Genomic DNA, 22,358 nt, shown 5'->3' with positions numbered 1-22,358 from the left:
GGCGCGGCGTCGTCAACTGCCCTGTGGAGGCTTAGTCCGTCCAGGGCAGGGTGGCTGTGCGAGTTAGCTCAATCCACGGCGTTTGAGTTCCGCGACCACCGCCTGCACAATGGTTGAAACCTCTTCGGGTTTGCCTGAACCACTGCCGACGGGGCAGCCGCAAACCGGTTCATCTGTGAATCCATGTTCGGCCAGCATGCACTGCAAGGTGTTCGCCAGCTTGGCGAGATCGGTCTGCTGTTCATCGCTGAGTGGTTGTCGACCGACACCCGTGTCAAACCCACGCAGGCGAACGGCTGTACGGAACCCGTCCGGGAACTCACACGAATACAGCATCGCATCGAACAGTTTGACGATGTCGTACTGCAGGTCGCGGGCTTCATCAATCCGATAGGCCACCGTCAAATCGTACAGCTTTCGTGTCAACTCCGGAACGACGCCGGAACTGGCATTGGTGCCCCCGTCACAGCCAATCAGAATCATCGGCATGAGCGCGGCGTCCCATCCGGTCAAGAAGCTGAACTCCGGCCGCATGGGGCGGATCGCTTGAATCATGCGGATCATGTGGGGCAGATCGCCTGACGAATCTTTGATGCCGACGACTTTGGGACATTCGGCTGCCAGTCGCGTCACGGTGGGCACGTCGATCGGGCTGGCGAACATCGGAATGTTGTACAACGTCACGTCGATGGGCGTGTTGTCGCCGATTTCTTTGAAGTACGCGTAAACCGCCTTGGGGCTCGATTTGTAATAGTACGGAGCCACGATCGCGACTGCGGTCGCGCCCATTTCATAGTAGGCTTCGCAGGCGCGAATGGTCTCTTTAACGTTTGCTTCAGCGGCACCCGCCAGCACAGGGACGCGGCCGCGCACCTGATGGCAGATGATTTCCATGATCCGGATTCGTTCTTCCGCCGTGAACCGCGTGAACTCGCCCGTCGATCCGTTGGGATACAGGCCATGCACACCCTTGGCGATCAGCCAGTCCACATATCGTCGAAGTTCGCTTTCGTGGATCTCGCCCTTGTCGGTCAGGGGGACGATATTTGGCGTGAAGATTCCCTGCAGTTTGCCATTAGAGGCCATGTGGACGCTCGCTGATGTCAATTTAGTGAGGTTTGAGAGCTTTTCTGGTTGGCGTAGAATTTACCGGATTTCTCCGCAGCAGGCACCTGCATCGCCGCCGAATTTTAAGATCGGTTTTCGCTGCGGGTTGGCGTCAACTGTTTCGGGGGGAGTTTGGCGCGATCGCGGGCGTTTGTACCGCGCGTCCTACGCCGTCGGCCAAGTCACGTGCGCGATCGTGGGGCCGGAGGGAGTTGATCTGATTTTGATCGTACCGCCGTGTTGTTGAATAATTCTCCAACATTTCGGCAGGCCGAAACCCAAGCCACGACCGGCCTGTCGCCCTGAAAAGAAGGGATCGAAAGCGTGTCGACGCTCGCGATCGGTAAATCCCCGACCATGATCGTGAATTTCAATGATGGCGGATCCGGCCTGTACGAATGACGAGATCAGAATCTCTCCACCGTCGGGTTGAAGTGCCTGACGGCTGTTGCGGATCAATTCGCTAAGCACGACTGAGAATTGCGCGGGGTCGGCTCGAAGTCGGATCGATTCCCTGATTTCGACCTTCACGGAACATCTGTCGACCTTCAGTTCGTCGACTTGCTTGGAAACGACGTTTTCGACGGTTGTTTGCAGGTCAAGTTCCCGGACATCGGGGCGAGGTGGCCGTCCGAACAGCATCGTGTCACCGATCATGTCGCGGATCCGGTACGCCTGGGCACCAATTGTCATGAGCATCTGACGCCGTTCGGGATTCGTTTCATCCTTAAGCAGCAACTGCGCGCGGCCGATGATTGTGGCAAGGGGGTTGTTGATTTCATGCCCGGCACCCGCCGCAAACTCCGCCAGCGATTCCAGCTTTTCCGCGTCAGGCAGGATAAAGCCGTCACTCGAATCTGTCTCGACGGGGTCCGTGGAGTGTGACATCAGCAAATGGCCCTGCGGCAGCGCGGCACGAAATGCCATGAGGACGATGGTTGCCCATCGTCCTCATGGCGGATATTTCAATCGTACTGCTGAACGAACTCGTTCGCATTACGCTTCGACGGGTTCGACATCCAGTAACTTACACATGCGTTCGACGAGCGTTTCGACCTCGAAGGGCTTTTGCAGGAAGTCATTCGCGCCGCACTCTTTCAAGTCGGCGATCTTGTCGGCTTCCACCATCCCGCTGATGCAGATGATTTGCGTTCCATCGAGTGCCGAGTCCATCCGCACGCGTTGGCAGACTTCTTTACCGTTAATGTCCGGCAGCATCACGTCCAGCACGATGATGTCAGGTCGATATTCCTTGACCATCATCCCGGCATCAAATCCATTATTGGCAATCCGTACTTCGAAACGGCCATCCGCTTCGAGCGCGTCCCGGATCAATTCGACCAATTCTTCATCGTCGTCGACGATCAGGGCCTTACGACGGCCGCTTTCCAAGGCATCCGTAGGGATGCCGTTTTCTTTCATGAATCGATACAGAATGTCTCGCGGAATGCGTCGAAAACGCGAGCCCGGCACGCGGAATCCGCGAAGCTGGCCCGAGTCAAAACAACGAATAATCGTCTGTTGACTGACTTTGCAGATCTTTGCCGCTTCGCCGGTGGTAAAGACGGTTTTCATATGGCTGCTCCTCCATCCTTTGCAGGGGCATGCCCACGGATTGCCCGGGGGCTGGAAGTAAATCTCCCCACCATGAGAGACGACCTTCCACAGGTTTGAATCGAACAAGAAGGATCTGAATTCGTATTCCGTGAATTCTCCAGACCGCCAACTACCATGCCGAGCCTTCGTTAACCTCGGCATCGGTAGAAAACGCGGAACCTTCCAAATCTTCCGTGCGTACCGATTGTAGCTATTCTGACAAATCGGTCAACATTCGTTCGTCTTCTCAAAGCTCCAGGGGCGCAAACTCAACCGAGATTACCCATTAGGTTCGTTTTGTTGTCCCTGATGGCCTTGCTTCCGGATCATGTGTTACCGCATCTGCACAAAATCGTCCGCCCCTGTTCGACTATGCGTCGTTCGCGAGACGCTCTGGTTCTTTGAGATATAAGAGGAGAATTGTCAGGTCAGCCGGTGTGATGCCGCTGATACGGCTCGCCTGTCCCAGGTCGGTTGGCCGAATTCGGGTCAGTTTTTCTTTTGCTTCCCGGCGGAGCTGTGCCACCGCCTGGAAGTTAAATGAATCAGGGATTCGAACGACCTGGATTTTGGACTGGCGTTCGATCTCTGCCGATTGCCGTTTGATGTAGCCCGCGTATTTCGTCTCGATCACAAGCTGGTCCTGTGCCGGCTTGCCAATCGCAAGCGTGGCGACGTCCGACGAGATCGATTGCAACTCGGCCCAGTTGATCTCGGGCCGCCGCAGCCATTCCGCCAATGTCGCACCCTGGTGCCGAATGGCTTCGAGCAACTCCAGCCCGCGGGCAATTTCTCCTTCGTGTTGCTCAAGTCGATTCCAGCGCTCGTCCGTAACAAGCCCAATGCGGCGGCCGAGCGGGGTCAGGCGGCGGTCGGCATTGTCTTGTCGCAATAGCAATCGATATTCGGATCGCGACGTAAACATGCGGTAGGGCTCGTCGACCCCTTTGGTGACGAGATCATCGATCAACACGCCGAGGTAGCCCAAGCTGCGATCGATGATCAAAGCCGGTTTTCCCGCGAGCTTCAGTGCCGCATTGATTCCCGCGAGCAGGCCTTGCCCGGCGGCTTCTTCATACCCCGTGGTGCCGTTGATCTGTCCCGCGAAATAAAGGCCTTCGACACGTTTGGTTTCAAGCGTCGATCGCAGCTGCGTCGGTGGCGCGAAGTCATACTCCACCGCGTACCCGTACCGCATGATCTCGGCCCGTTCGAGCCCGCGGATCGAGCGGACCATTTCGTCTTGAACGTCGCGAGGCAGGCTGGTGGAAATTCCGTTGCAGTAATATTCCCAGGTATTCCGGCCTTCCGGTTCTAGGAAGATATGGTGTGACGGTTTCTCGGCGAACCGGACGACTTTGTCTTCGATCGATGGACAATATCGTGGTCCCGTGGATTGGATCTGACCGCTATACATCGGCGCGCGATGCAGATTGTTCCGTATCAGGCCGTGCATGTATTCGTTGGTTTCGGTTAGCCAACACGAAATCTGCGATTGTTTGATGGTGTCGTTCAAGAACGAGAACGGCTGCGGGACTGCGTCGCCGGGTTGTTCCGAGCAGACCGAGAAATCGATCGTTCGCCCGTTCAATCGGCAGGGGGTTCCGGTTTTGAATCGCCTGAGTTCAATGCCCAATCGCGTCAAACAATCGGACATCGTTCCCGTAGTGCCATCGCCCGCTCGTCCGCCCGCGGTTTTGGCTTCGCCCGTGTGCATGATGGCTTGCAGGAATGTCCCGGTGGTAATGATCGCCGCTCGACAGCGATAAACGCCTCCGCCTCGCACACGCACACCGGTCAGTTGAAACGCGGGTGTCGTGACGTTTTCCGTGGAATCAGTCGGAAGTGCGAGAGTGCCTTCGCCAGCAGGCCAGGGCTCGCTCAAAATCTCTTCGACCAGTTCTTGTCGCAGAGTGAGGCCCACCTGGTCTTCGATGCGGCGCTTCATTTCGAACTGGTACGCTTTCTTGTCGGCCTGAGCTCGCGGGCTGTGCATCGCCGCCCCTTTGCTCAGGTTCAACATGCGGTACTGGATGCCGGTCGCATCGATGACCTGACCCATTTCGCCGCCCAGAGCGTCGATCTCGCGGACGATCTGGCCTTTGGCCACGCCGCCGATCGCCGGATTACAGCTCATTTGTCCGACGCTGTCACAGTTCATGGTGAGCAGGGCGGTCTTTGCACCCAGGCGGGCGGCCGCCAATGCCGCCTCGCAGCCTGCGTGTCCGGCACCGATCACCACCACATCGAAATCGTAATAGCTTGTTATCATGTCTTTAGATTAGCAGATGCCTCAGGCGACGACAGTCAGGCCCGGTTTGGGCGGAACAACGTGAAGTATGGCGGGGCCCCTAAGCTCCGTCAAAATGCCCCGTCGATTTAATGGTGCTGCCCCGCCCGCATTTTTGTCGAGCGTTGCCTCAGTGCGAGGGGCCGCGCCGTTGCGAGGGTTCACAATCCATGGCGATCATCCAGGGTGGGCCAAGTTTCGCACAATGCAACATTTCCATCCAAAATGCCGGTGGGACTTTGGACATTCCCCGTGCGGTTGTGATTGCAATCTAGCCGCCTCGATGGAAGTGCAGTAAATTGTAGTCGAACGGATCATGCCGAACATCCGTTGGACAAACTGTCTCGGCGTCCGCATTCGACGGTACTGTTTGGAGGATCGATTGATGAAATCAAAGGCAAAAGAAGGTCGGCTGCTCTGGTTGGTGAGTGGAGTCATCGGTGGGCTCTGTCTGGCTTACTTTTGGCCCTACGAACACGCTTACGCCGTTGCGACGGATCGTGATGCGAAGTTTGCGATTTGTACGGTCGACGTTGCGCCGGGATTGCCCGAGGCGGTTTTTGTTCTCGATTTTGTGACAGGACGCCTGCAGGGCGGGATGCTCAATTCACAAACCAATAGTTTCACCAACTTCTGGTTTGCGAACGTTGCTGAAGACTTCAAGTCGGGCAAGGGTGGCAAGGCGATGTACACCATTATTCCCGGTTCGGGTTTTCTGTCAGCGAACGCCGCTCCTGGCGGCGGGGCGACCGTCGCGTTGGGCATGATCTATGTTGGGGAAATGACGTCGGGCAAAGTGGGCTGCTATCGCTTCTACTATCGGAACCAAGGACAGCCTGCACCGCCAGTTGAACTGGAAAAAGTCGACTACTTCGTCTTCCGCGAATCCCAGAAATAACGTCGCGCGGACGACTGTTTCAATCGTCTGATCCAACGCTCGTCAGTCAGGCAGATCCTGCGGATTGACGAGCGTTTTCATTTGACGGAGCGCACTCGGCGGCGACGCGATGGCCAGCAATGCGGATTGCGAGGCCCGGCAGGGGACGGGGCGTCCTCGACGCTGCCGAATCGGGATAGCGGCGTCAGGAGAGCCTGAAGCCGTCGTGCGGCCTCAGGTGGCTTGCTGGTGAGACCGCATCAGGGGTTGGCCGCCTTCAGCTTTGACGGTGCTGCGGTGCTGCCTGGGATGATCACGGACAGGCTATTCAGCAGCCACTCAAACTGCTCGTTTGGTGTCACGTCTTTCCACATCCGGGTGTCTTGCAGCTCGGGGACCTCGATTTCGGCGAGGACTGAGCCATTCGGAGAGAACTCGGCGAGTGACAGGAGTTCCATCTGACCGCTGGTCAAGCCGAGAAGTTCCCCGGTTGCAGTACTCCAACGGGCGATCCGTCCCTGCCAATCTCCACTTGTCAGCGACAGGCCGTCTGCTCGGAATGCGACAGCCGCAGCCGGAGAGTTCCAGTTCATCGAGATTCGCTCGTCCCACGATCCGACGTCGATCAGGGCGATTCGGCCGGTTTGTGGTGCGTTCCAATCACCCGTCGCGACGGCCAGCATTTCACCATCTGGTGAGAATCGGACGCAGTTGACCGAGGACAATTCGCGGGGTAATTCACGGAACGGTCGTTGGCTGGCGACACTCCAGATGCGGACGATTCCGTCGCGTCCCCCGGTGACAATCCACCGCCCGTTGGCAGAGATATCAACCGATTTGGCGGGGCCGCCCGGGATCTGCCAGGTTTGGATCACGTCGCAGTTTTCGGCGTCCCACAATCGCAGGAATCGATCACCATCGATTGTGGCGAACTGGTTCGAGTTGGGTGAGAACGCGATGGAAACGATGTCGAACGGGCTGAGGTCAAATTCCTGTCCAGACTCCATGTCGAGCAGAATTTGAGTCGATTTGTTTCCCAGCAGAATGAAACGTCGATCATGAGAGTGCGAGCGAACGTCCAGGCCCGTCCACTTGGATGAGAACAGCGAAGCGTCTTGCGGTGTCGATGCCGAAATGGACGCGACATCACCGAAGACGTCAGAACCTGTGCCGCTGTCAGGAGAATGCATGTCAGGTGACGGTGAGGCCCCAGGTTGCTCGACGGTCGAAATCGGTGGGGTTCGGGACGGCAAATGGGCCGCAAGCCAGGTCGGCTGCAGAGGCAGCGAACAAGCCAGAATCAGGCACAAAACTTTACCCGCGTGTCCAAAATCCTGTTTTCGCGGGCCGCGCATGATCCATGTCAGCCGTTGGCGTAAGAACGGAAACTGGCTCAAACCGGTCGCGAGCGGCGGCAGTCGGCTGGGAGTCTCGGTCAGGAAGTCGATGGCTTCCAGGATCGCTTCCGCATATCGCTTTGGCGGTGATGTGACCGACTTCAGAACGAGTGCATCGCAGCATTCTTCTTCGACGGCCTCAATTTCTCGCCGGGCCCACCAGACAACCGGATGCCACCAGTAGAAGCCCGTCGCCATCAATGCCGCAACTCGCACCCAATGGTCGCGGCGACAATAATGCGCCAGTTCGTGCGTCAGCAGAGTTTCAGTGGACTCTTGATCAAGCCGGTCCAGCAGGCGTTCGGGGAAGATCAGTAAGTTGACGTCGCCGTTTCCCCACAGCATTGGCGACATGATTCTTGGCATCAGCCAGACCACGGGTGATTTGGACAGTCCCATTCGATGAGCCAGGCGGTCCGAGAGCTGTTGCAATTCCGGTGGAGCCGCAGAGCCGTGGGCGAGCGACCAGCGGAATCGGACGCAACGAATTCCCTGAATGACGAACCAGGTCAAGGCCCCCAATGCCCAGATGATCACAACCGTTGCGGTGGCGGCCTGTGGGAAGACTTCACTTCGTACCCACTCGGCGATGATCAACAGCACCGAGTCGTTTCGAAGTGCGGCTGCTTTGTCCTGCCCTGCCAAGGTGCGAGGACGAGCTCCTTTGACCGCCACCTTGGATTCGTCTTCAGCCAGACTCGCCAGCCCTGGATTGAGGCGATTCAGCTCGCCCAAAGGGGCCGGTTCAGTGACTCGTTCGGACGCCGTCAGCAGATTCGGCAGAAGCTGTAACGTTGTCGATTGCAGCCAGACGCGGTCGACCATTGGAATCTGGCATACGGGCGGGGTCAGCAATTTGACCAGAATCAACACCCACAGCAGATGAGCGAGTGCGGGGCGTTGCGACAGCCGTCCCACACCGAAGGCGATGGCCGCCAGTGGCACGATCACGACGGCATTGATGAGCGCGATTTGCAGCAACGAATGCACGACGCCCCCCGACCCGAAGACTGGCGATGTGGTTCACTGAGATGCGATCCGCGAAACGCGGCGGACGAACAGATTCCGCGTGATACGGAAAATCATCACCACCCGCGTGACGCGGCAGACAAGCATCGTCCGCATGATGCGGACATCAACAGACATGTCGAAAATCAATCGGAATCAGGTCGCGGACTTATCGTCCTTTTTCTCGTTCCAGGTCATCAAGCAGATCGCGCAGCGAATTCAACTGATCAGGGTTGAGCTTCGCTTTGACCAGATGCGACAGCAAGGGGGCAAGTGAGCCTTCGCACAACTTGTCGGCCGTTGCTTGCAGACGTCGGCCAATCAATTCTTCCCGATCGATTTTCGGTTCGAACTGGTGTGGCCAAGGCTTACGATCGCGTTTGACGAACTTCTTCAATTCCAACCGCTCCAGCAACTTTTGCACGGTTGCGTAGTGCGCTCCTGTACCACCTGGGTACAGCGTGTCGGTCAGATCTCGGACGGTCGTTCGGCCGCGTTCCCACAGCAGATTGATGACCGCCAATTCAGCGTCAGTGATGTCTTGCGGTGTCCGTGCCATAAGTTCTTGTACCTCAATTTACGAAGAACGAAAATCGATAAAGCGCTACGATAAGACGCGATGTCTGCTGATGTCAATCGGTTGTACCCATTTCTTTCGGAATATCTTGTCGGGATTTTCCCGATTCCCATGCGGAAATCCACATGGAATGAAGTATTTTGAACCAAAATAGGGCGGGCACAATCTCTCAATTGTCGGCGGCAAACGGATCGACGCTCAGATATCGATTGGCTGTTCGTCAGGAATCGATGGAAAAGCCGAGCCCCCACAAGGAATTCACCGGATCACGTTTCAGACGCAGAATTTGCGTCGCAGTCAAATCACCTTGTTTCAGCGATGTTTGAGCCGCTGGTGATCGGCCATGTTGCTCGCTGGGCCGATCTACTCGTCAGAGAAGAGGTCGGCCTCCAGTGTGTTCGCCTGGCAATGCTGTCGAATGGCGTCGGTGAACCGGGCCCCGAAATCCGCCGTTTTTTTCTCGCCGATGCCGTGAACTTTCCGAAAATTGCCAAGCGATGTGGGTCGTCGCCGGGCAAGATCTCGTAAGGTGGTGTCGGCGAAAATAATGAATGGAGGAACGCTATGTTCTTCCGCGAGCGCGCGTCGAAGACCTCGCAGAACGTCAAACAGTTCGCGGTCGACGCCGTCCCATGTCGCCGCTTCCACTTTCGTCGAGCGTTCACGTGTCGATTTTCGTTTGGACGGTTTGAGAAGCCGCACGGTCATCTGTCCCTTGAGCAGCTTCCATCCCTCGGGAGTGACCCGTAGCGTGTTGTATTCGCCGACTCGTTCAAGAAAAGACTGCGAGCCGAGTTGTTCGATCCAATCGCGAACGGCTTCTTTCGGTTCCTCTTTGAGCAGCCCGTAGGTTGAGAGTTCATCGTGTCCGTTGTCGAGGATTCGGGCGTCTTTTGAGCCGACCAAAACTTGCGCGACGTAGTCGGCCCCGAACGATTCTTTGACTCGCACCACGCACGACAGAATCTTCTGACCGATCACAAGTGGATCTGTGACGAGATCCAACTGATCGAGGCAAACATCGCAAGCGTTGCACGATTCACTCGGATAAGTCTGTCCGAAGTGTTCGACAAGTTCCTTGTGCCGACAGGAAACACCCGTACAAAACCGTTCCATCCCTTTCAGGCTTTCTAAGGCCAGTGTTTTCGCCTCGGCAGGGAGTTCCTCTTGCATCTTTCGCCAGGTGATGAAGTTGGCCGACGACCACAGCAGCCAACATTCGGCTTCCAGGCCATCGCGTCCGGCCCGCCCGGTCTCTTGCTGGTAGTGTTCGAGCGATTTCGGTGCGCCCGTATGAATGACATACCGCACGTTGGACTTGTCGATTCCCATTCCGAAGGCGACCGTCGCGACAATGATTTGTGTCTGATCGTTCAGAAATTCATCCTGATGCCGGACTCGGTCGGCATCGGACAATCCCGCATGGTAGGGGCGAGCCTTATAGCCCGCCTGCGACAGGTATTCGGCGAGCTCGTCGACTTCGCGACGTGAAATGCAATAGACGACGCCCGCTTCCTGAGGATGAGCGTCGACGACGGCTCGCACTTGCTTACGCAGGTCGTTTCGTCGCTGGACGCGATAGACGAGATTCGGGCGATCGAACGAGCCGATCAGCCACTTGGGGTCACGCAGCCCAAGCTGGTCAGAAATATCCTGACGGACCTGTTCGGTTGCCGTCGCCGTGTAAGCATGCACGCCGACCCCGGGAAATCGTGTGCGGAGCTGCTGCAGCATGCGATATTCGGGCCGAAAGTCATGTCCCCAGGCACTGATGCAATGGGCTTCGTCGATGGCAAAGAACGAGACCTTCAGGGACTCGAGGAAACTGAGCATCCGATCGTTGCACAGCCGTTCCGGGGCGACATACAGCAGCTTCAAGGTGCCGCTACGAATGGACTCGGTCACCTTCAGCCGTTCGCTTTGGCTCATCGAACTGTTGACGCAGGCCGCGGGGATGCCGCATTCCGTCAGTGCGTCGACCTGGTCCTTCATCAGCGAGATCAGGGGCGAAACGACAACGGCCAACCCGGGCATGGCCACGGCAGGTGCCTGGAAACAGATCGATTTTCCCCCGCCCGTCGGTAACACGACGATCGAATCACGATGTTCCAGCACGGCCCGCATGGCCTCTTCTTGCAGCGGGCGAAATGCGTCATAGCCCCAATACTCTTTAAGAACTTGCGGTAGCGTCGGCGTTCGGGCGGCGGGCATCGACATGTGATATCGTTCTGCAGAGCGAGTGATCGCTGACGGAATGGGTGTGGGCGGGGTTCACTGAATACGATTCTCGTCGAGGACGAGAATTCCGTCGCATCCCGCCCCCATCGCGAATCGTGATGTGGCAGGATGATATCGCCGCAGATCCCTGAGTTATAGAAACACGGTAATTTCGTCGCGGTCGTAGGTTGTGTTTCGCGAGTGACAGCGCTGTGCCGTCAGTCGCACCCCGCGGTGTGGCCGTCTGCTCGAGCATTTGTTCCGTTCATCCGCGTCGACAATTGAGCCGACCGCTAAATTTAAGTCGACGGTGAAAGTCGACAGTGAATGAGTGAGGAGCCGCGTCATGATTCCGTCGGATTTGTTGATTCGACCCATTTCGGAATCCGATTCCCTCGAGCAACTAACGGAACTCTTGCATCGTGCCTATTCGCGGTTGGCTGCAATGGGCCTGCAATACCTTGCATCGCGACAAACGGTGGACATCACTCGCGAAAAGGTCGCACGCGGCGAATGTTTTGTGATGCTTGTGAGTGAGAAAGTGGTCGGCACGATCCTCTTGATTCCGCCCACGACGGTGGTCCCCTACTGTGATTGGTACAACCGTCCCGATGTTGCAATGGGCTGCCAATTTGCTGTTGAGCCTGCGCTGCAGGGGTTGGGGTTCGGAAGTCGCCTGCTGGAACGAATTGAGGAACGGGCCAGGACGCTCGGCGCATCTGAGCTCACCGTCGATACCGCGGAACAGGCGATCCATCTCGTCGAATTCTGCACACTGCGCGGCTATCGTCCGGTTGGCTTTGAACACTGGAATCACACGAATTACCGAAGCGTTTTGTTAAGCAAGCGATTGAGCGCTGATCCCGTTTAAATGGGCCCGGACCTGTTGAATCGATGTGTCATGCGGTGGGTTTTTTGTCTCGGACGGGTACACTCACGCGTGTTTTGTCGGGGCCTCGATTTTCTCTTTGAAAGTGCGCCTCATGTTGCTCGCATTCCCCGTTGTCTTGACGGTTTTGCTCGTCTGTCAGTTTCCGGCAACGGATGTCAAAGATCCCACCGCGGCAGACGACGCGATCATTCGCCAGAAGCTCGCGGAACTGGATCAGCAGGTCGCCACGCTGAAAACGGCTCGCGTCGATAAGGCGGACCTCGCCGATGTCGAACTCTTCGCGAAGGCGGCGGAGTGGTGTCTGCGTCATCACGAGTTTTTTGAACCCAAGTATGCAGAATGGACGATCGCCGCGCTTGAGGCAGGGTTAAAACGTGCCGACATGCTGCGTGCAGGGCGAGAAACGCGTCCAGGGAATGCGAGCTGGTTTCCCAAGGCGGGGTCGACCGTACTCGGGTACTATTCGCGGGTGGATGGATCGGTGCAACCCTATGCGGTCACGCTACCGAATGACTTCGATGCGAAGTCCGAGAAGCGTTGGCCACTGCATGTCGAATTGCACGGGCGGGGAGCCAACTTGAATGAAGTCCGCTTCATTCACCAGCACGATGGCAAAGAGCTCAAGGGAGAAATGTCCTGGATTCAGCTCGACGTGTTTGGGCGAACGAACAACGCCTACCGCTGGGCTGGCGAGACAGACGTGTTTGAAGCGATGGCCGACTTGAAGCGGCGCGTCCGGATCGACGACCTTCGCGTCACCCTGCGCGGGTTCTCGATGGGAGGAGCAGGGGTCTGGCATCTGGGAATGCACTATCCCTCATTGTGGTCGTCGATCGGAGCGGGAGCCGGGTTTGTCGATACGGTGCACCACTTGAAGCTGACGGCGCCGCTGTCCCCACTGCATCAGAAGCTGACGAAGATTTATGACGCGCAGGATTATGCGCTCAATGCCTTCGACGTTCCGGCGATTGGGTACGGTGGCGATCAGGACCCGCAATTGTTTGCGGCAAAGACCATGCACGAGAAGGCTGAAGAACTGGGGATCTCGATTCCGTTACTCATTGGGCCCGGGACGGGACACAAATTCCACCCCGACAGTTTAAAAGAATTTGTCGCATTCCTGCTGGAACGGTCGGATCGGGGGCGTCCTGTGTTTCCGCAGCCTTCCAGGCTGAAGTTCGTCACATACACGCTGAAGTACAATCAGTGCGAATGGATCACAATTGAAGAGCAGGATCGTCCGTATGAACGAACAGTCGTCGAGGCGGATGTCGACGCCGACAGGCAGACCGCCCGGATTGTCACGAAGAACGTGGCGATCCTGCGGGTATTGCGTGACGTTGCCGATACGGCGGTCATCGACGGTGAACGTGTCCAGGCGCTTCGCGGGGCGGGTGACATGCTCGACTCCGCAGTCTACTTTGAAAAACGTCCGGAAGGCTGGTTCAGCCTGGATCAGGATCATTCTCGCAACTACGTAGCAAGCAAATGGCCCCGCGGAGAACTTCGCAAGCGTCATGATTTGCAAGGGCCGATCGATGACGCCTTCATGGAACCTTTTGTGTGCGTCGTGCCGACCGGAATTCCCTGGTCCGATCCATTGGCCAAGTGGGCAGAGTGGAGTTTCGATCGATTTGCGCACGAGTTTGATCACCGCATGCGCGCCCGTGTGAGGGTCGTGAAAGACCTTGAAGTCACGAGAGAAATCTTGCTCAACAATCATCTGATTGTGTTCGGCGACCCGGGGTCCAATTCCTTCCTGGCAAAGATTGTGGACGATTTGCCGATCAAATGGATGCGCGAGGGGACCCTCGAAGTTCGTGGACAAGGTTATTCGACGGCCGAACACGGTGTCGCCATGATTTATCCGAATCCGCTCAGTCCGCAGAAATACGTCGTGATCAATTCCGGGCACACCTTCCATGAAGCGCAGTTCGTTCAATCGAACGCGAATCTGTACCCACGTCTGGGAGACATCGCGGTGATTCGATTTGCCCCAAAGATCGACGAAGGCTATCAAGAGTCCGTTTTACGGGCCGATCTGTTTGATGCACGCTGGCAGTTCACAGTAGAGTAATCAATCGAGACATTGCAAATGGACATGAACTGGAAGGCGCATCGTAGGATGTGCTGGGCTTTGCCGCTGAAAGAGGTCTGCATGCGATATACCGCGCTGGCATTGGTGACTTTGTCGTGGGGTCTGGCATTTGCTGACGACGAAAACTGGAATCAGTTCCGTGGCCCGCGGGGCGACGGAACGTCGAACGCGACCGGTTTGCCGATTACGTTCGGCGAAGGCTCGCCAGAGATTGTCTGGAAGGTGCCGCTGCCTGGCCGGGCCTGGTCCAGTCCCGTGATCTGGGGCAAGCAAATCTGGATGACGAACGCACCCGAGATTCAGAACACGACGCCTGAAAAACCGAAGCTCGACGCGCCCATCGTCTTTTCCGCAGTGTGCCTGGATCTCGACACCGGCAAGACAATCCATGATCTCAAACTGTTCGAGACGGATAGTCCTCAATTCACACATGCGACGAACAGCTATGGATCGCCCACCCCTTACTTGGAAGAGGGGCGTGCCTATATTCATTTTGGGGCTTACGGTACCGCGTGTCTGGATACGAAGACCGGCAAAACAATTTGGGAACGCCGCGATTTGAAATGTGATCACTTTCGTGGACCGGGGTCGTCACCTGTCATCTACGGCGGGCTGCTCTATCTGACGTTCGATGGGTTTGATTTTCAGTACATCACCGCGCTCGACAAGCTGACGGGAAAAGATGTCTGGCGCACTGATCGGAACATCGACTATGGCACGACCGACGGTGACGCGAAGAAAGCGTATTCGACTCCGATTCTGATCGAGTCGGAAGGGCGCGAACTGCTCATCAGTCCGTTTGCCAAAGCGACGATCGCATACAATCCGAAAACCGGGGAACCAATTTGGACCGCCTTTCATGGCGGCATGAATGCGGCGTGCCGCCCCTTGTTTGGCAATGGATTGCTGTACGTGACGACGGCGGATGGTCCCAATCTTCTGGTGGCCATTTCACCGAAAGGGCAGGGGACCACGACGGAAAATATCGTCTGGAAGACGAATAAGGCGCCTCCGAAGCGTCCTTCGCCGATACTGCTGGGTGATCTTCTGTTCATGATGAACGATGGCGGAATTGCGACTTGCATTGATGCCAAAACGGGTAAAGAAATTTGGACCAAACGCTACGGCGGGGACTATTGGGCGTCGCCCTTGTATGCCGATGGTTTGATTTACTGTTTTTCTCAATCAGGGACGATTCCCGTGTTCAAAGCCGGGCGAGAATTCGAAGAAGTCGCCGAGAATCATCTGGATTCGGGCTTTGTCGCCTCGCCGGCGGTGGCGGGGCGTTCTCTGGTCTTGCGCTCAAAGACACACGTATACCGCATCGAACGGAGCCCTTCCGCAAAATGAACGGAGATTCATGAGCTCATATGATCCTCATCGCTGGACCAGCCACCTGTTCGATGTCGAAGGGTCGATGGTCCGCGAGATCCTGTGTCGGGTTCTCGCGAGCGTTTCCTGGTCGATTGGGGTCGTGCTGGCCTATCAGTTCGGCCCCGAGTCTCTGCATCGGATCTCGATTCCTCCCACGGCACATTCGCTGATCGGAACCGCCCTTGGGCTGTTGCTCGTATACCGCACAAATTCGTCCTACGATCGCTTCTGGGAAGGCCGGAAGATGTGGGGTGGGATCGCGAACGAATGCCGAAACCTGGCGCGGCAAACGGGGGTCTGGTTGGCTGCCGATCGCCCCCTGATGCAAGAAGTCATCCGCTGGACGATGGCCTTTCCGTACTCAACGATGCAACGGATTCGGGGAGCGGCCGGAATTGGAACGGTGCTGGACGGCATTGATGAACGTGAGATTCAGCGCGTCGAAGCGTCACGTCATGTTCCGCTTGCCGTCGCTCGAAATATTACCTCACGGCTATTGCTCGCCCGTCAGCGGGGTGTGATCGACGGTCTGCAACTGGCGTCACTCGACAACAATGTGCAGTTGCTGATGGACTATTGTGGTGCGTGCGAGCGAATCCGGACGACTCCTCTTCCATTTGCCTATGCCGTGCACCTGCGGCGAGTGCTGATTGTCTACTGTTTCACGCTGCCGTTTGCACTGGTCAAGGATTACGGCTGGACCACGGTCCTGGCGACACTGTTTATCTCTTACATACTTTACGGCATCGAAGAGATCGGCGTGGAGATTGAAGACCCCTTCGGTTTCCACATCAATGACCTGCCGATTCGTTCGTTCTGTGAAAGCAACGAGTTTGTCTTGTCAGAAATTCGCGATCAGATTGATCCGATCTGAATTCGGCTTCGCAACCTGTTGAAGTCAGGGGGACAGGCACCTTGGCATTCACGATGTCATCGCATTTTTGAATCTGGCCGCAGCCAGTCCCCGTAACTTCACCACGCTGCTATGTCAGGATCTCGTGAACGACATGGCCGTGGACGTCGGTCAGACGCATATCGCGACCGCCAAAGCGGAACGTCTGTCGCGTGTGATCGACGCCCAGCAGATGCAACATCGTGGCGTGCAGGTCGTGGACTTCGACCTTGTTTTCGATGGCGCGATAGCCGAAGTCGTCGGTGGCGCCATGGATCACGCCGCCCTTGATTCCGCCTCCGGCCAACCAGATGGAAAAGCCAAACGGATTGTGATCACGTCCGTCGCTTCCCTGCGCGAACGGCGTCCGACCGAATTCACCGCACCAGACGATCAAGGTCTGATCCAGCAGACCCCGTTGTTTCAGATCTTTGACCAGCGCGGCCACAGGCTTATCGACCGAGCGGGCGTTCTTGGTGTGTCCGTCGACAAGCGAGGAATGCTGATCCCAACGATCGCCGTTTCCGGCAGGGCAGGTCAGCTCGATGAAGCGGACCCCGCGCTCGATCAAACGGCGGGCGACCAGGCACGACCGTCCGTATGTTCGCGTATTGGGGAACTCATCGAATAACCCGTACGCCTCTTGCGTTTCCTTCGTTTCGCGGCCGAGGTCCATCAGTGCGGGAACTGCGGTCTGCATCCGTGCAGCCAATTCATAGTTGGCGATCGCGGATTCGAGTGCGTCGACATGTCCCAATTGGTCCAGTCGTTGTTTGTCCAGCCGCCGCATCAGCGCGAGTTTTGCATCCTGAAGGTCGCGGGTTTTCTCGTTCGGTCGAATGTTCGCGACGGGGGCTTCGCCTGAGGTGAAGACCGACCCCTGAAACGCCGCGGGAAGAAAACCACTGCCGAAGCAGTCCATTCCGCCGGGGGGAATCAATCCACCGTTCAGAATCACAAACGCCGGCAGGTCATCGCATTCCGAACCCAGTCCATAGCTGACCCAGGCGCCATGACTGGGCCGTCCCTGCTGGCCGTGACCGGTATGCAAGAAATAGTTCGCGAACGTATGTTCCGAGAAGGGCGAAATCATCGAACGGACAACCGCCAAGTCATCGGCGCACGACGCGATGTGGGGAAACAGGTCGCTGACCGGCATGCCGCATTCGCCGTACTGTTTGAATTTCCAAGGCGATTTCAGAATCTTGCCGATATTGGCGAACTGAGTTGGTTCGACCTTTCCAATGACTTCATGGGGAGCTCGTCCGTCGTACTTGTCGAGCACCGGTTTGGGGTCAAACGAATCGACTTGAGACGGACCGCCATCCATATACAGAAAGATGATGTGCTTGGCCTTGGCCGGAAAGTGCGTGTCTTTCGGCATCAACGAATTTGTGGCGGGGGCCGTCGATGCCGATGCGAGTTGATGTCCCAGCATGCTCGACAACGCCACGGCCCCGAATCCGTGGGCGGCTTGCGAGAGCATTTCGCGTCGAGTCAGTGGTTGAGCGATGTAGCGTTGGCAGGGAAACATGGCGTGTCTCGTGCAAGACTTGTGTTCGACAAAAACGTGATGGCTGACCCAACGAGTTACTCAATGAAGACAAATTCTTTGACGTTAAACAGCACGTGGCATAGGTGACTCCAGGCCTCGCGCTGACTTTCCACGGTCTTGACGCCTTGAGCGTTGACGAACCCGATTGCATCAGAGACCTCGACGGCAGACGGCTTTCGTGCGAAGGCCGTGAGATACAACTGATGGATGCGCTGTGTGTCTGTGGCGTTGGCATCGACCAATGCCGACATCGCCCACGCATGAGCCTGTTCGACGACGAAGGGATCGTTCATCAGGATCAAGGCCTGAGCTGGCACATTTGAAACGGTGCGGCGCCCCACGGTCGAGAAGGGCGAGGGCGTGTCGAAGGCCAGCATCATCGGCGACAGGAAGTTCCGTCGTACGGAGATATAGATGCTGCGGCGGCGGTCGCCGTTCAAGGGGCCACTGGCTCCGGGGCGCCCGCGTCCCTGCATGAAGTCCGTCAAATGGATCGGAACACTGGGGCCAAACAGTTTCGGATCGAGCTGTCCTGAAACGGCGAGCAGTGAATCGCGGATGATCTCGCCCTGGAGTCGTTTGATGGGCATGCGGTGCCAAAGTTCGTTATTCGGATCGGGCGCGTCGGCGGGTGTCGGGTGGCTCGACATTTGATAGGTGCGGCTGAGTACCAGACTGCGAATCATCGACTTGGTCGACCACCCTTCGCGGACGAATCGGGTCGCCAGATGATCCAGCAGTTCGGGATGGGACGGGGGCAGACCCAGGACGCCGAAGTTGTCGACGGATGGCACGATGCCGCGTCCGAACAGATGGTGCCAGATACGATTCACGGCTACTCGAGCTGCCAACGGACTACCCAGCATGTCTTCGGCGAGTCCGACTCGACCGCTTCCTGTCAGCGGTTCGGCGGGCGTCTGAGCCACCTGCGTCGCGACATCCGAGCCCGTCTTCGCTCCGGCGCCACAGGCTTCGAGAAAGCGGCGAGGAATGGTTTCTCTGGGGGTAATCGAATTGCCGCGAACCAGCAAATGTTCATCGATACCGTTCCCGTCAAGGATCGACGGAGCGAGTGACGAGTCCCAACGCACTTGTTTTGAAAGTCGCGATTCCTGATCGGCAAGGTCGACGCGAATGGATTGATCGTCAGGGGAGAACAGATGCAGGTGTCGGACGAACCAATCGGCCAGCTCGACCTGCTCCTGTGCCGCTCGCGCAGACGAGGTGGCCCCAGATGGTTTTGAAGTCAGCCTCTGAGCCACCTGCTGAAATGCACGCTGAATGATCGAAGCACGTTGGTCATTGGGGACGTTCTGCAGCGCGGCAGTCAATCCGCTCCAGCCTGCCTTGGGCAGGGACGGTTCCGTCTCACTTTGGACGATCATGGCCACCGTACATGGACCGTCGTCGCCGGGAGAAAACTCCACGTGCAGACGATGGCCCTGGTAGAGTTCCAGTCCGTGCGAAACCCAGTGCCAGTCGTGATCGGAATGCTTGAATTCACGCAGCAATGATCCATGGAGCGGTCCCATCACGATCAAATGCGAATTCACAGCGGCATAGGCACGAACGGAGCCGCGGACCAGATACCAGATCTTGTTTTTCGTCAGAAGGAATTCGGGCGAGCGGACCATGCGACCGTACGGTGCCCAGGCGCCGATCGTACCGATATCGACTTCGGTACCTTGCGAGAGCGAAATCTTGTTCCAGAACGGATCACGCCTCCAACCGCCAATCGTGCTGACGCTGAGCTGCGTTCCATCGGCCGACGGAACGACTTGCAGGTCCCCACGCGATGTCGGTCGCAAACCGAACGAGACGCCATCTTGAATGGGCAGAAACGTTTCTGTGTCGCTGAAGTCAACGATGAGCCCGGGGACTTGAGCTTCCTGGCCGGCGGCGGGGGTCGCATCCTCGGTCGTCGAGGCTGGGGGCTCGGGTGGTGTTGCCGATGGGGGATTCATGAAGCTGAATAACGGGTGCTGGGTCTCTTTCCCTGCGAGTTCCAGTTCTGTGCACCAGCGGCCCAGCAAGGTTTTATTCAAGTCGTGTTTCGTCGCCATTGCCGCCAGGCGTGGATCGTTCTCGGCGATCGCAGCACCTGGATCAGAGTTCTGTTCGATCAGTTGTTTTGCGCTTGTGAGATAGAGGTTCAATCCATCTTCGATCACGCCGTGGGTGCGATCGAAGATGGATTTCGCGACCTGATCACGGGCCGCCTGGCGGGTCTGATCGAGTTCGACGGCAACGCGGCGATGCTGTTCTGCCGTGTCGACGCGCGTCAGGCGATAGCCACTGCTGATGGCGAAACCGGCAAGTGCGTAGTAGTCGCGCTGCGAGATGGCGTCAAACTTATGGTCGTGGCAACGCGCGCAGGCGACCGTCAATCCCAGAAACGTCTTGGAGAGCACGTCGAGTCGGTTGTCCATCCGGTCGGTTTCATCTTTGCGAATGTCGACCGGTGAGTGGACTTCTTCACCCAGCAACCAGAACGCGGTGCCCAGCAGAGATTCATTGATCGGAGTCGCAGTGGCGTGGGATGAATCGCGCCATCGCGGTTCGATCAAGTCGCCGGCGACTTGTTCCTTAAGGAAGCGATCATAGGGAACATCCGCATTCAGTGCTCGAATGACGTAATCCCGGTACTGCCAGGCGTTCGGGATGACCGGTTCAAACTCGTGACCGCGCGTTTCGGCGTAGCGGGCCAGATCGAGCCAGTGGCGTCCCCAACGTTCGCCGAAATGCGGGGAATCCAGCAGGCGATTCACGACACGCTCAAATGCCTGGGGCGAGTTGTCGTTCAAGAAATCGTCCAGCTCTGTCGGTGAAGGGGGCAGGCCGATCAGATCGAAGTAGACGCGACGCAGCAAGGTCGCCTTCTCGGCGGGAGGGGCGGGTATCAGTCCGCTCTGTTCCAGTTTTGCCAGAATGAACTGGTCGGCTGTCGACTTCGGCCAGTCGTGTTGTTTGACCGACGGCGGTGGTGCGTCTTGAATTGGTTGCCAGCACCAGTGCTCGGCGGCGCGGGCGGCCAGATCAAATGGTTTGACCTGGCTGGTTGAGGATGCGGATTCCTTGGGCCACGGCAGTCCCTGTTCAATCCATTTGGTTAAGGTGGTGATCTCACTGGCGGGCAGCCTCGACTTTGGCGGCATTTGATACAGGTCGCCATAGTTGATGGCAGACAGGAACAGGCTGGTGGCGGGGTCGGTCAGCGAGACCGCCGGACCCGTGTCACCCCCTTTCAGAAATCCGTCGCGCGAATCCAGTTGCAATCCACCTTTCGGGCCACCGCCTGCAGAGGAATGGCACTCAAGACATCGTGCGGTCAAGATTGGACGAACTTCCTTTTCGAAGAACTCCAGTGACGATGCGTCGAACTCGGTTGTGGTGGGCGCTGGTGCGGCAGGCTCTGCACACTTCGCCGAAGAGCAGGCCACGAGCCCCAGGCAGATCAGCCACTGAATCGATCGTCGGAAAAATCGTTCCATCACCGGTTCCTTGCATTCACCCAATTCAGGCGGCCTCAACTTGGGAAGTCGAATTGGAATTCGATCACAGTCGGGGCGTTACTGTCGTCGATGAGTGCGGGTCTCAGATTCTGCGGTAGGACAATTGGGCGGGCGTTCATTTATCGTCAGGCAGGATTCCTCAGTAGGTTCGCCAGCACAATCCCACCGAGTTTCCATCAGCAACAGCATATTCGTCATACCCCGCAGACGACAAGGACCCCGATTTGACCTGCAGAAAACAGGGTTCGAAATTCCCAGCGTTCGGGAATTGGAAGGTGAGGGAATCTCCCTGAAGTGTCGACCGGAAAAATCGGCATGATCGGACGGGGGGATGGGTCGTCCGGTGTGGTTTTTCGTAAACCTTCGCAACGCGAAAGCGCGGTTCGGGAACTTCGATCTAGATTAGTAGAGGAGACTGCTGGACGTGTGTTGGGCGTGTCTCCCGCAGGTGATGGCCGACAACTGGTCGGCGTTTTGTCATCGAAAAGGATGAGACGATCATGACCCCACAAATCCTGGTTTGCGACGATGAGCCCCATGTCATTCGTGCGATTTCTCTCAGACTCTCACGAGCGGATTTCGACGTAAAGGGTGTGCTGGATGTGGATTCCTGCTGGCGATGGCTCGAGCAGCATTCCGCGCCGGCGCTCCTGATTATCGACGATGCATTGCCGACGCCCGCCGCGACTGCGGACTTTTTGGCGCGCATCCGCCGTGAACAACGTTTTGCCGATCTTTCTGTGATCCGCCTGGTTGCGGGCCAAGACGAGTCGTTCCATGAACAGTTCGAGTTCGAAGACGTTCTCGCGAAGCCATTCAGTTCGCACGAGTTGTTCGAATCGGTGTGCCATATGCTTGGATGCGATTCGGGAACACTGATGGCAGCATCTCAGGGCCCGACATCGCGAGGTCGGGGTGCATTCGCGACCGTCTAGCCATTGCGGGAACTCACGTACAGCCGATGCC

At 57.2% G+C, this 22,358-nt stretch carries 15 protein-coding genes; 6 read left to right on the top strand and 9 right to left on the bottom strand.

The features are described 5' to 3' along the window. Positions 1 to 63: 63 nt before the first annotated feature. The 4 genes from OSO_RS45820 to mnmG form a co-directional block, all read right to left on the bottom strand. On the bottom strand, positions 64 to 1,086 hold the full coding sequence (locus tag OSO_RS45820; RefSeq protein WP_010586718.1) for a dihydrodipicolinate synthase family protein: 1,023 nt from the start codon (positions 1,084 to 1,086) through the stop codon (positions 64 to 66). A 186-nt stretch (positions 1,087 to 1,272) separates the two neighbouring features. Then, entirely contained in the window at positions 1,273 to 1,995 is a 723-nt protein-coding gene (locus OSO_RS0130460) for a sensor histidine kinase (RefSeq protein ID WP_162130572.1), read from the bottom strand. A 108-nt stretch (positions 1,996 to 2,103) separates the two neighbouring features. After that, the gene (locus OSO_RS0130455) at positions 2,104 to 2,682 is read right to left on the bottom strand and encodes a response regulator (protein WP_010586716.1); all 579 of its coding nucleotides are present in this window, start codon (positions 2,680 to 2,682) and stop codon (positions 2,104 to 2,106) included. A gap of 391 nt (positions 2,683 to 3,073) precedes the next feature. Beyond that, entirely contained in the window at positions 3,074 to 4,975 is a 1,902-nt protein-coding gene (gene mnmG / locus OSO_RS0130450) for a tRNA uridine-5-carboxymethylaminomethyl(34) synthesis enzyme MnmG (protein WP_010586715.1), read from the bottom strand. A gap of 403 nt (positions 4,976 to 5,378) precedes the next feature. On the opposite strand from mnmG, the gene OSO_RS0130445 reads away from it, so the two are divergent. After that, positions 5,379 to 5,891: a hypothetical protein gene (locus OSO_RS0130445; protein ID WP_157605540.1), complete on the top strand. Its 513-nt coding sequence runs from the start codon at positions 5,379 to 5,381 to the stop codon at positions 5,889 to 5,891. Positions 5,892 to 6,130: 239 nt separating this feature from the next. Here the strand turns inward: OSO_RS0130445 and OSO_RS0130440 are convergent, their stop codons facing one another. The 3 genes from OSO_RS0130440 to recQ all read right to left on the bottom strand — a co-directional run bounded on the left by OSO_RS0130440 (position 6,131) and on the right by recQ (position 11,069). Then, the gene (locus OSO_RS0130440; RefSeq protein ID WP_010586713.1) at positions 6,131 to 8,257 is read right to left on the bottom strand and encodes a M56 family metallopeptidase; all 2,127 of its coding nucleotides are present in this window, start codon (positions 8,255 to 8,257) and stop codon (positions 6,131 to 6,133) included. Positions 8,258 to 8,444: 187 nt separating this feature from the next. Next, complete coding sequence (locus OSO_RS45815) at positions 8,445 to 8,834, bottom strand: BlaI/MecI/CopY family transcriptional regulator (RefSeq protein ID WP_010586712.1); 390 nt, start codon at positions 8,832 to 8,834, stop codon at positions 8,445 to 8,447. Positions 8,835 to 9,215: 381 nt separating this feature from the next. Continuing rightward, positions 9,216 to 11,069 carry a DNA helicase RecQ gene (gene recQ / locus OSO_RS0130420; RefSeq protein WP_010586711.1) on the bottom strand — a complete coding sequence of 618 codons (1,854 nt, stop codon included), beginning with the start codon at positions 11,067 to 11,069 and terminating at the stop codon, positions 9,216 to 9,218. A 346-nt stretch (positions 11,070 to 11,415) separates the two neighbouring features. On the opposite strand from recQ, the gene OSO_RS0130415 reads away from it, so the two are divergent. From OSO_RS0130415 to OSO_RS0130400, 4 genes are all read left to right on the top strand, one after another. Then, positions 11,416 to 11,940 carry a GNAT family N-acetyltransferase gene (locus tag OSO_RS0130415; protein WP_010586710.1) on the top strand — a complete coding sequence of 175 codons (525 nt, stop codon included), beginning with the start codon at positions 11,416 to 11,418 and terminating at the stop codon, positions 11,938 to 11,940. Between the two features lie 112 nt (positions 11,941 to 12,052). Continuing rightward, positions 12,053 to 14,038: an alpha/beta hydrolase family protein gene (locus tag OSO_RS45810; RefSeq protein ID WP_010586709.1), complete on the top strand. Its 1,986-nt coding sequence runs from the start codon at positions 12,053 to 12,055 to the stop codon at positions 14,036 to 14,038. 81 nt (positions 14,039 to 14,119) lie between these two features. Further along, positions 14,120 to 15,409, top strand: coding sequence for a PQQ-binding-like beta-propeller repeat protein (locus OSO_RS0130405; RefSeq protein ID WP_040593406.1), 1,290 nt, complete (start codon positions 14,120 to 14,122; stop codon positions 15,407 to 15,409). A 10-nt stretch (positions 15,410 to 15,419) separates the two neighbouring features. Then, entirely contained in the window at positions 15,420 to 16,307 is an 888-nt protein-coding gene (locus OSO_RS0130400) for a bestrophin family protein (protein WP_010586707.1), read from the top strand. Between the two features lie 109 nt (positions 16,308 to 16,416). Here the strand turns inward: OSO_RS0130400 and OSO_RS0130395 are convergent, their stop codons facing one another. Both OSO_RS0130395 and OSO_RS0130390 read right to left on the bottom strand, forming a co-directional pair. Further along, entirely contained in the window at positions 16,417 to 17,859 is a 1,443-nt protein-coding gene (locus OSO_RS0130395) for a DUF1501 domain-containing protein (RefSeq protein WP_010586706.1), read from the bottom strand. A gap of 56 nt (positions 17,860 to 17,915) precedes the next feature. Further along, positions 17,916 to 21,371: a PSD1 and planctomycete cytochrome C domain-containing protein gene (locus OSO_RS0130390; RefSeq protein ID WP_010586705.1), complete on the bottom strand. Its 3,456-nt coding sequence runs from the start codon at positions 21,369 to 21,371 to the stop codon at positions 17,916 to 17,918. A 521-nt stretch (positions 21,372 to 21,892) separates the two neighbouring features. Here OSO_RS0130390 and OSO_RS0130385 point away from each other — a divergent pair. Further along, positions 21,893 to 22,327, top strand: coding sequence for a response regulator (locus OSO_RS0130385; protein ID WP_010586704.1), 435 nt, complete (start codon positions 21,893 to 21,895; stop codon positions 22,325 to 22,327). The last annotated feature ends 31 nt before the right edge of the window (positions 22,328 to 22,358 follow it).

This window comes from Schlesneria paludicola DSM 18645, from assembly GCF_000255655.1.
GTDB lineage: Bacteria > Planctomycetota > Planctomycetia > Planctomycetales > Planctomycetaceae > Schlesneria > Schlesneria paludicola.
The sequence above is the reverse complement of the archived record's forward strand: the minus strand, read 5'-3'. Positions and strand labels throughout refer to the sequence as shown.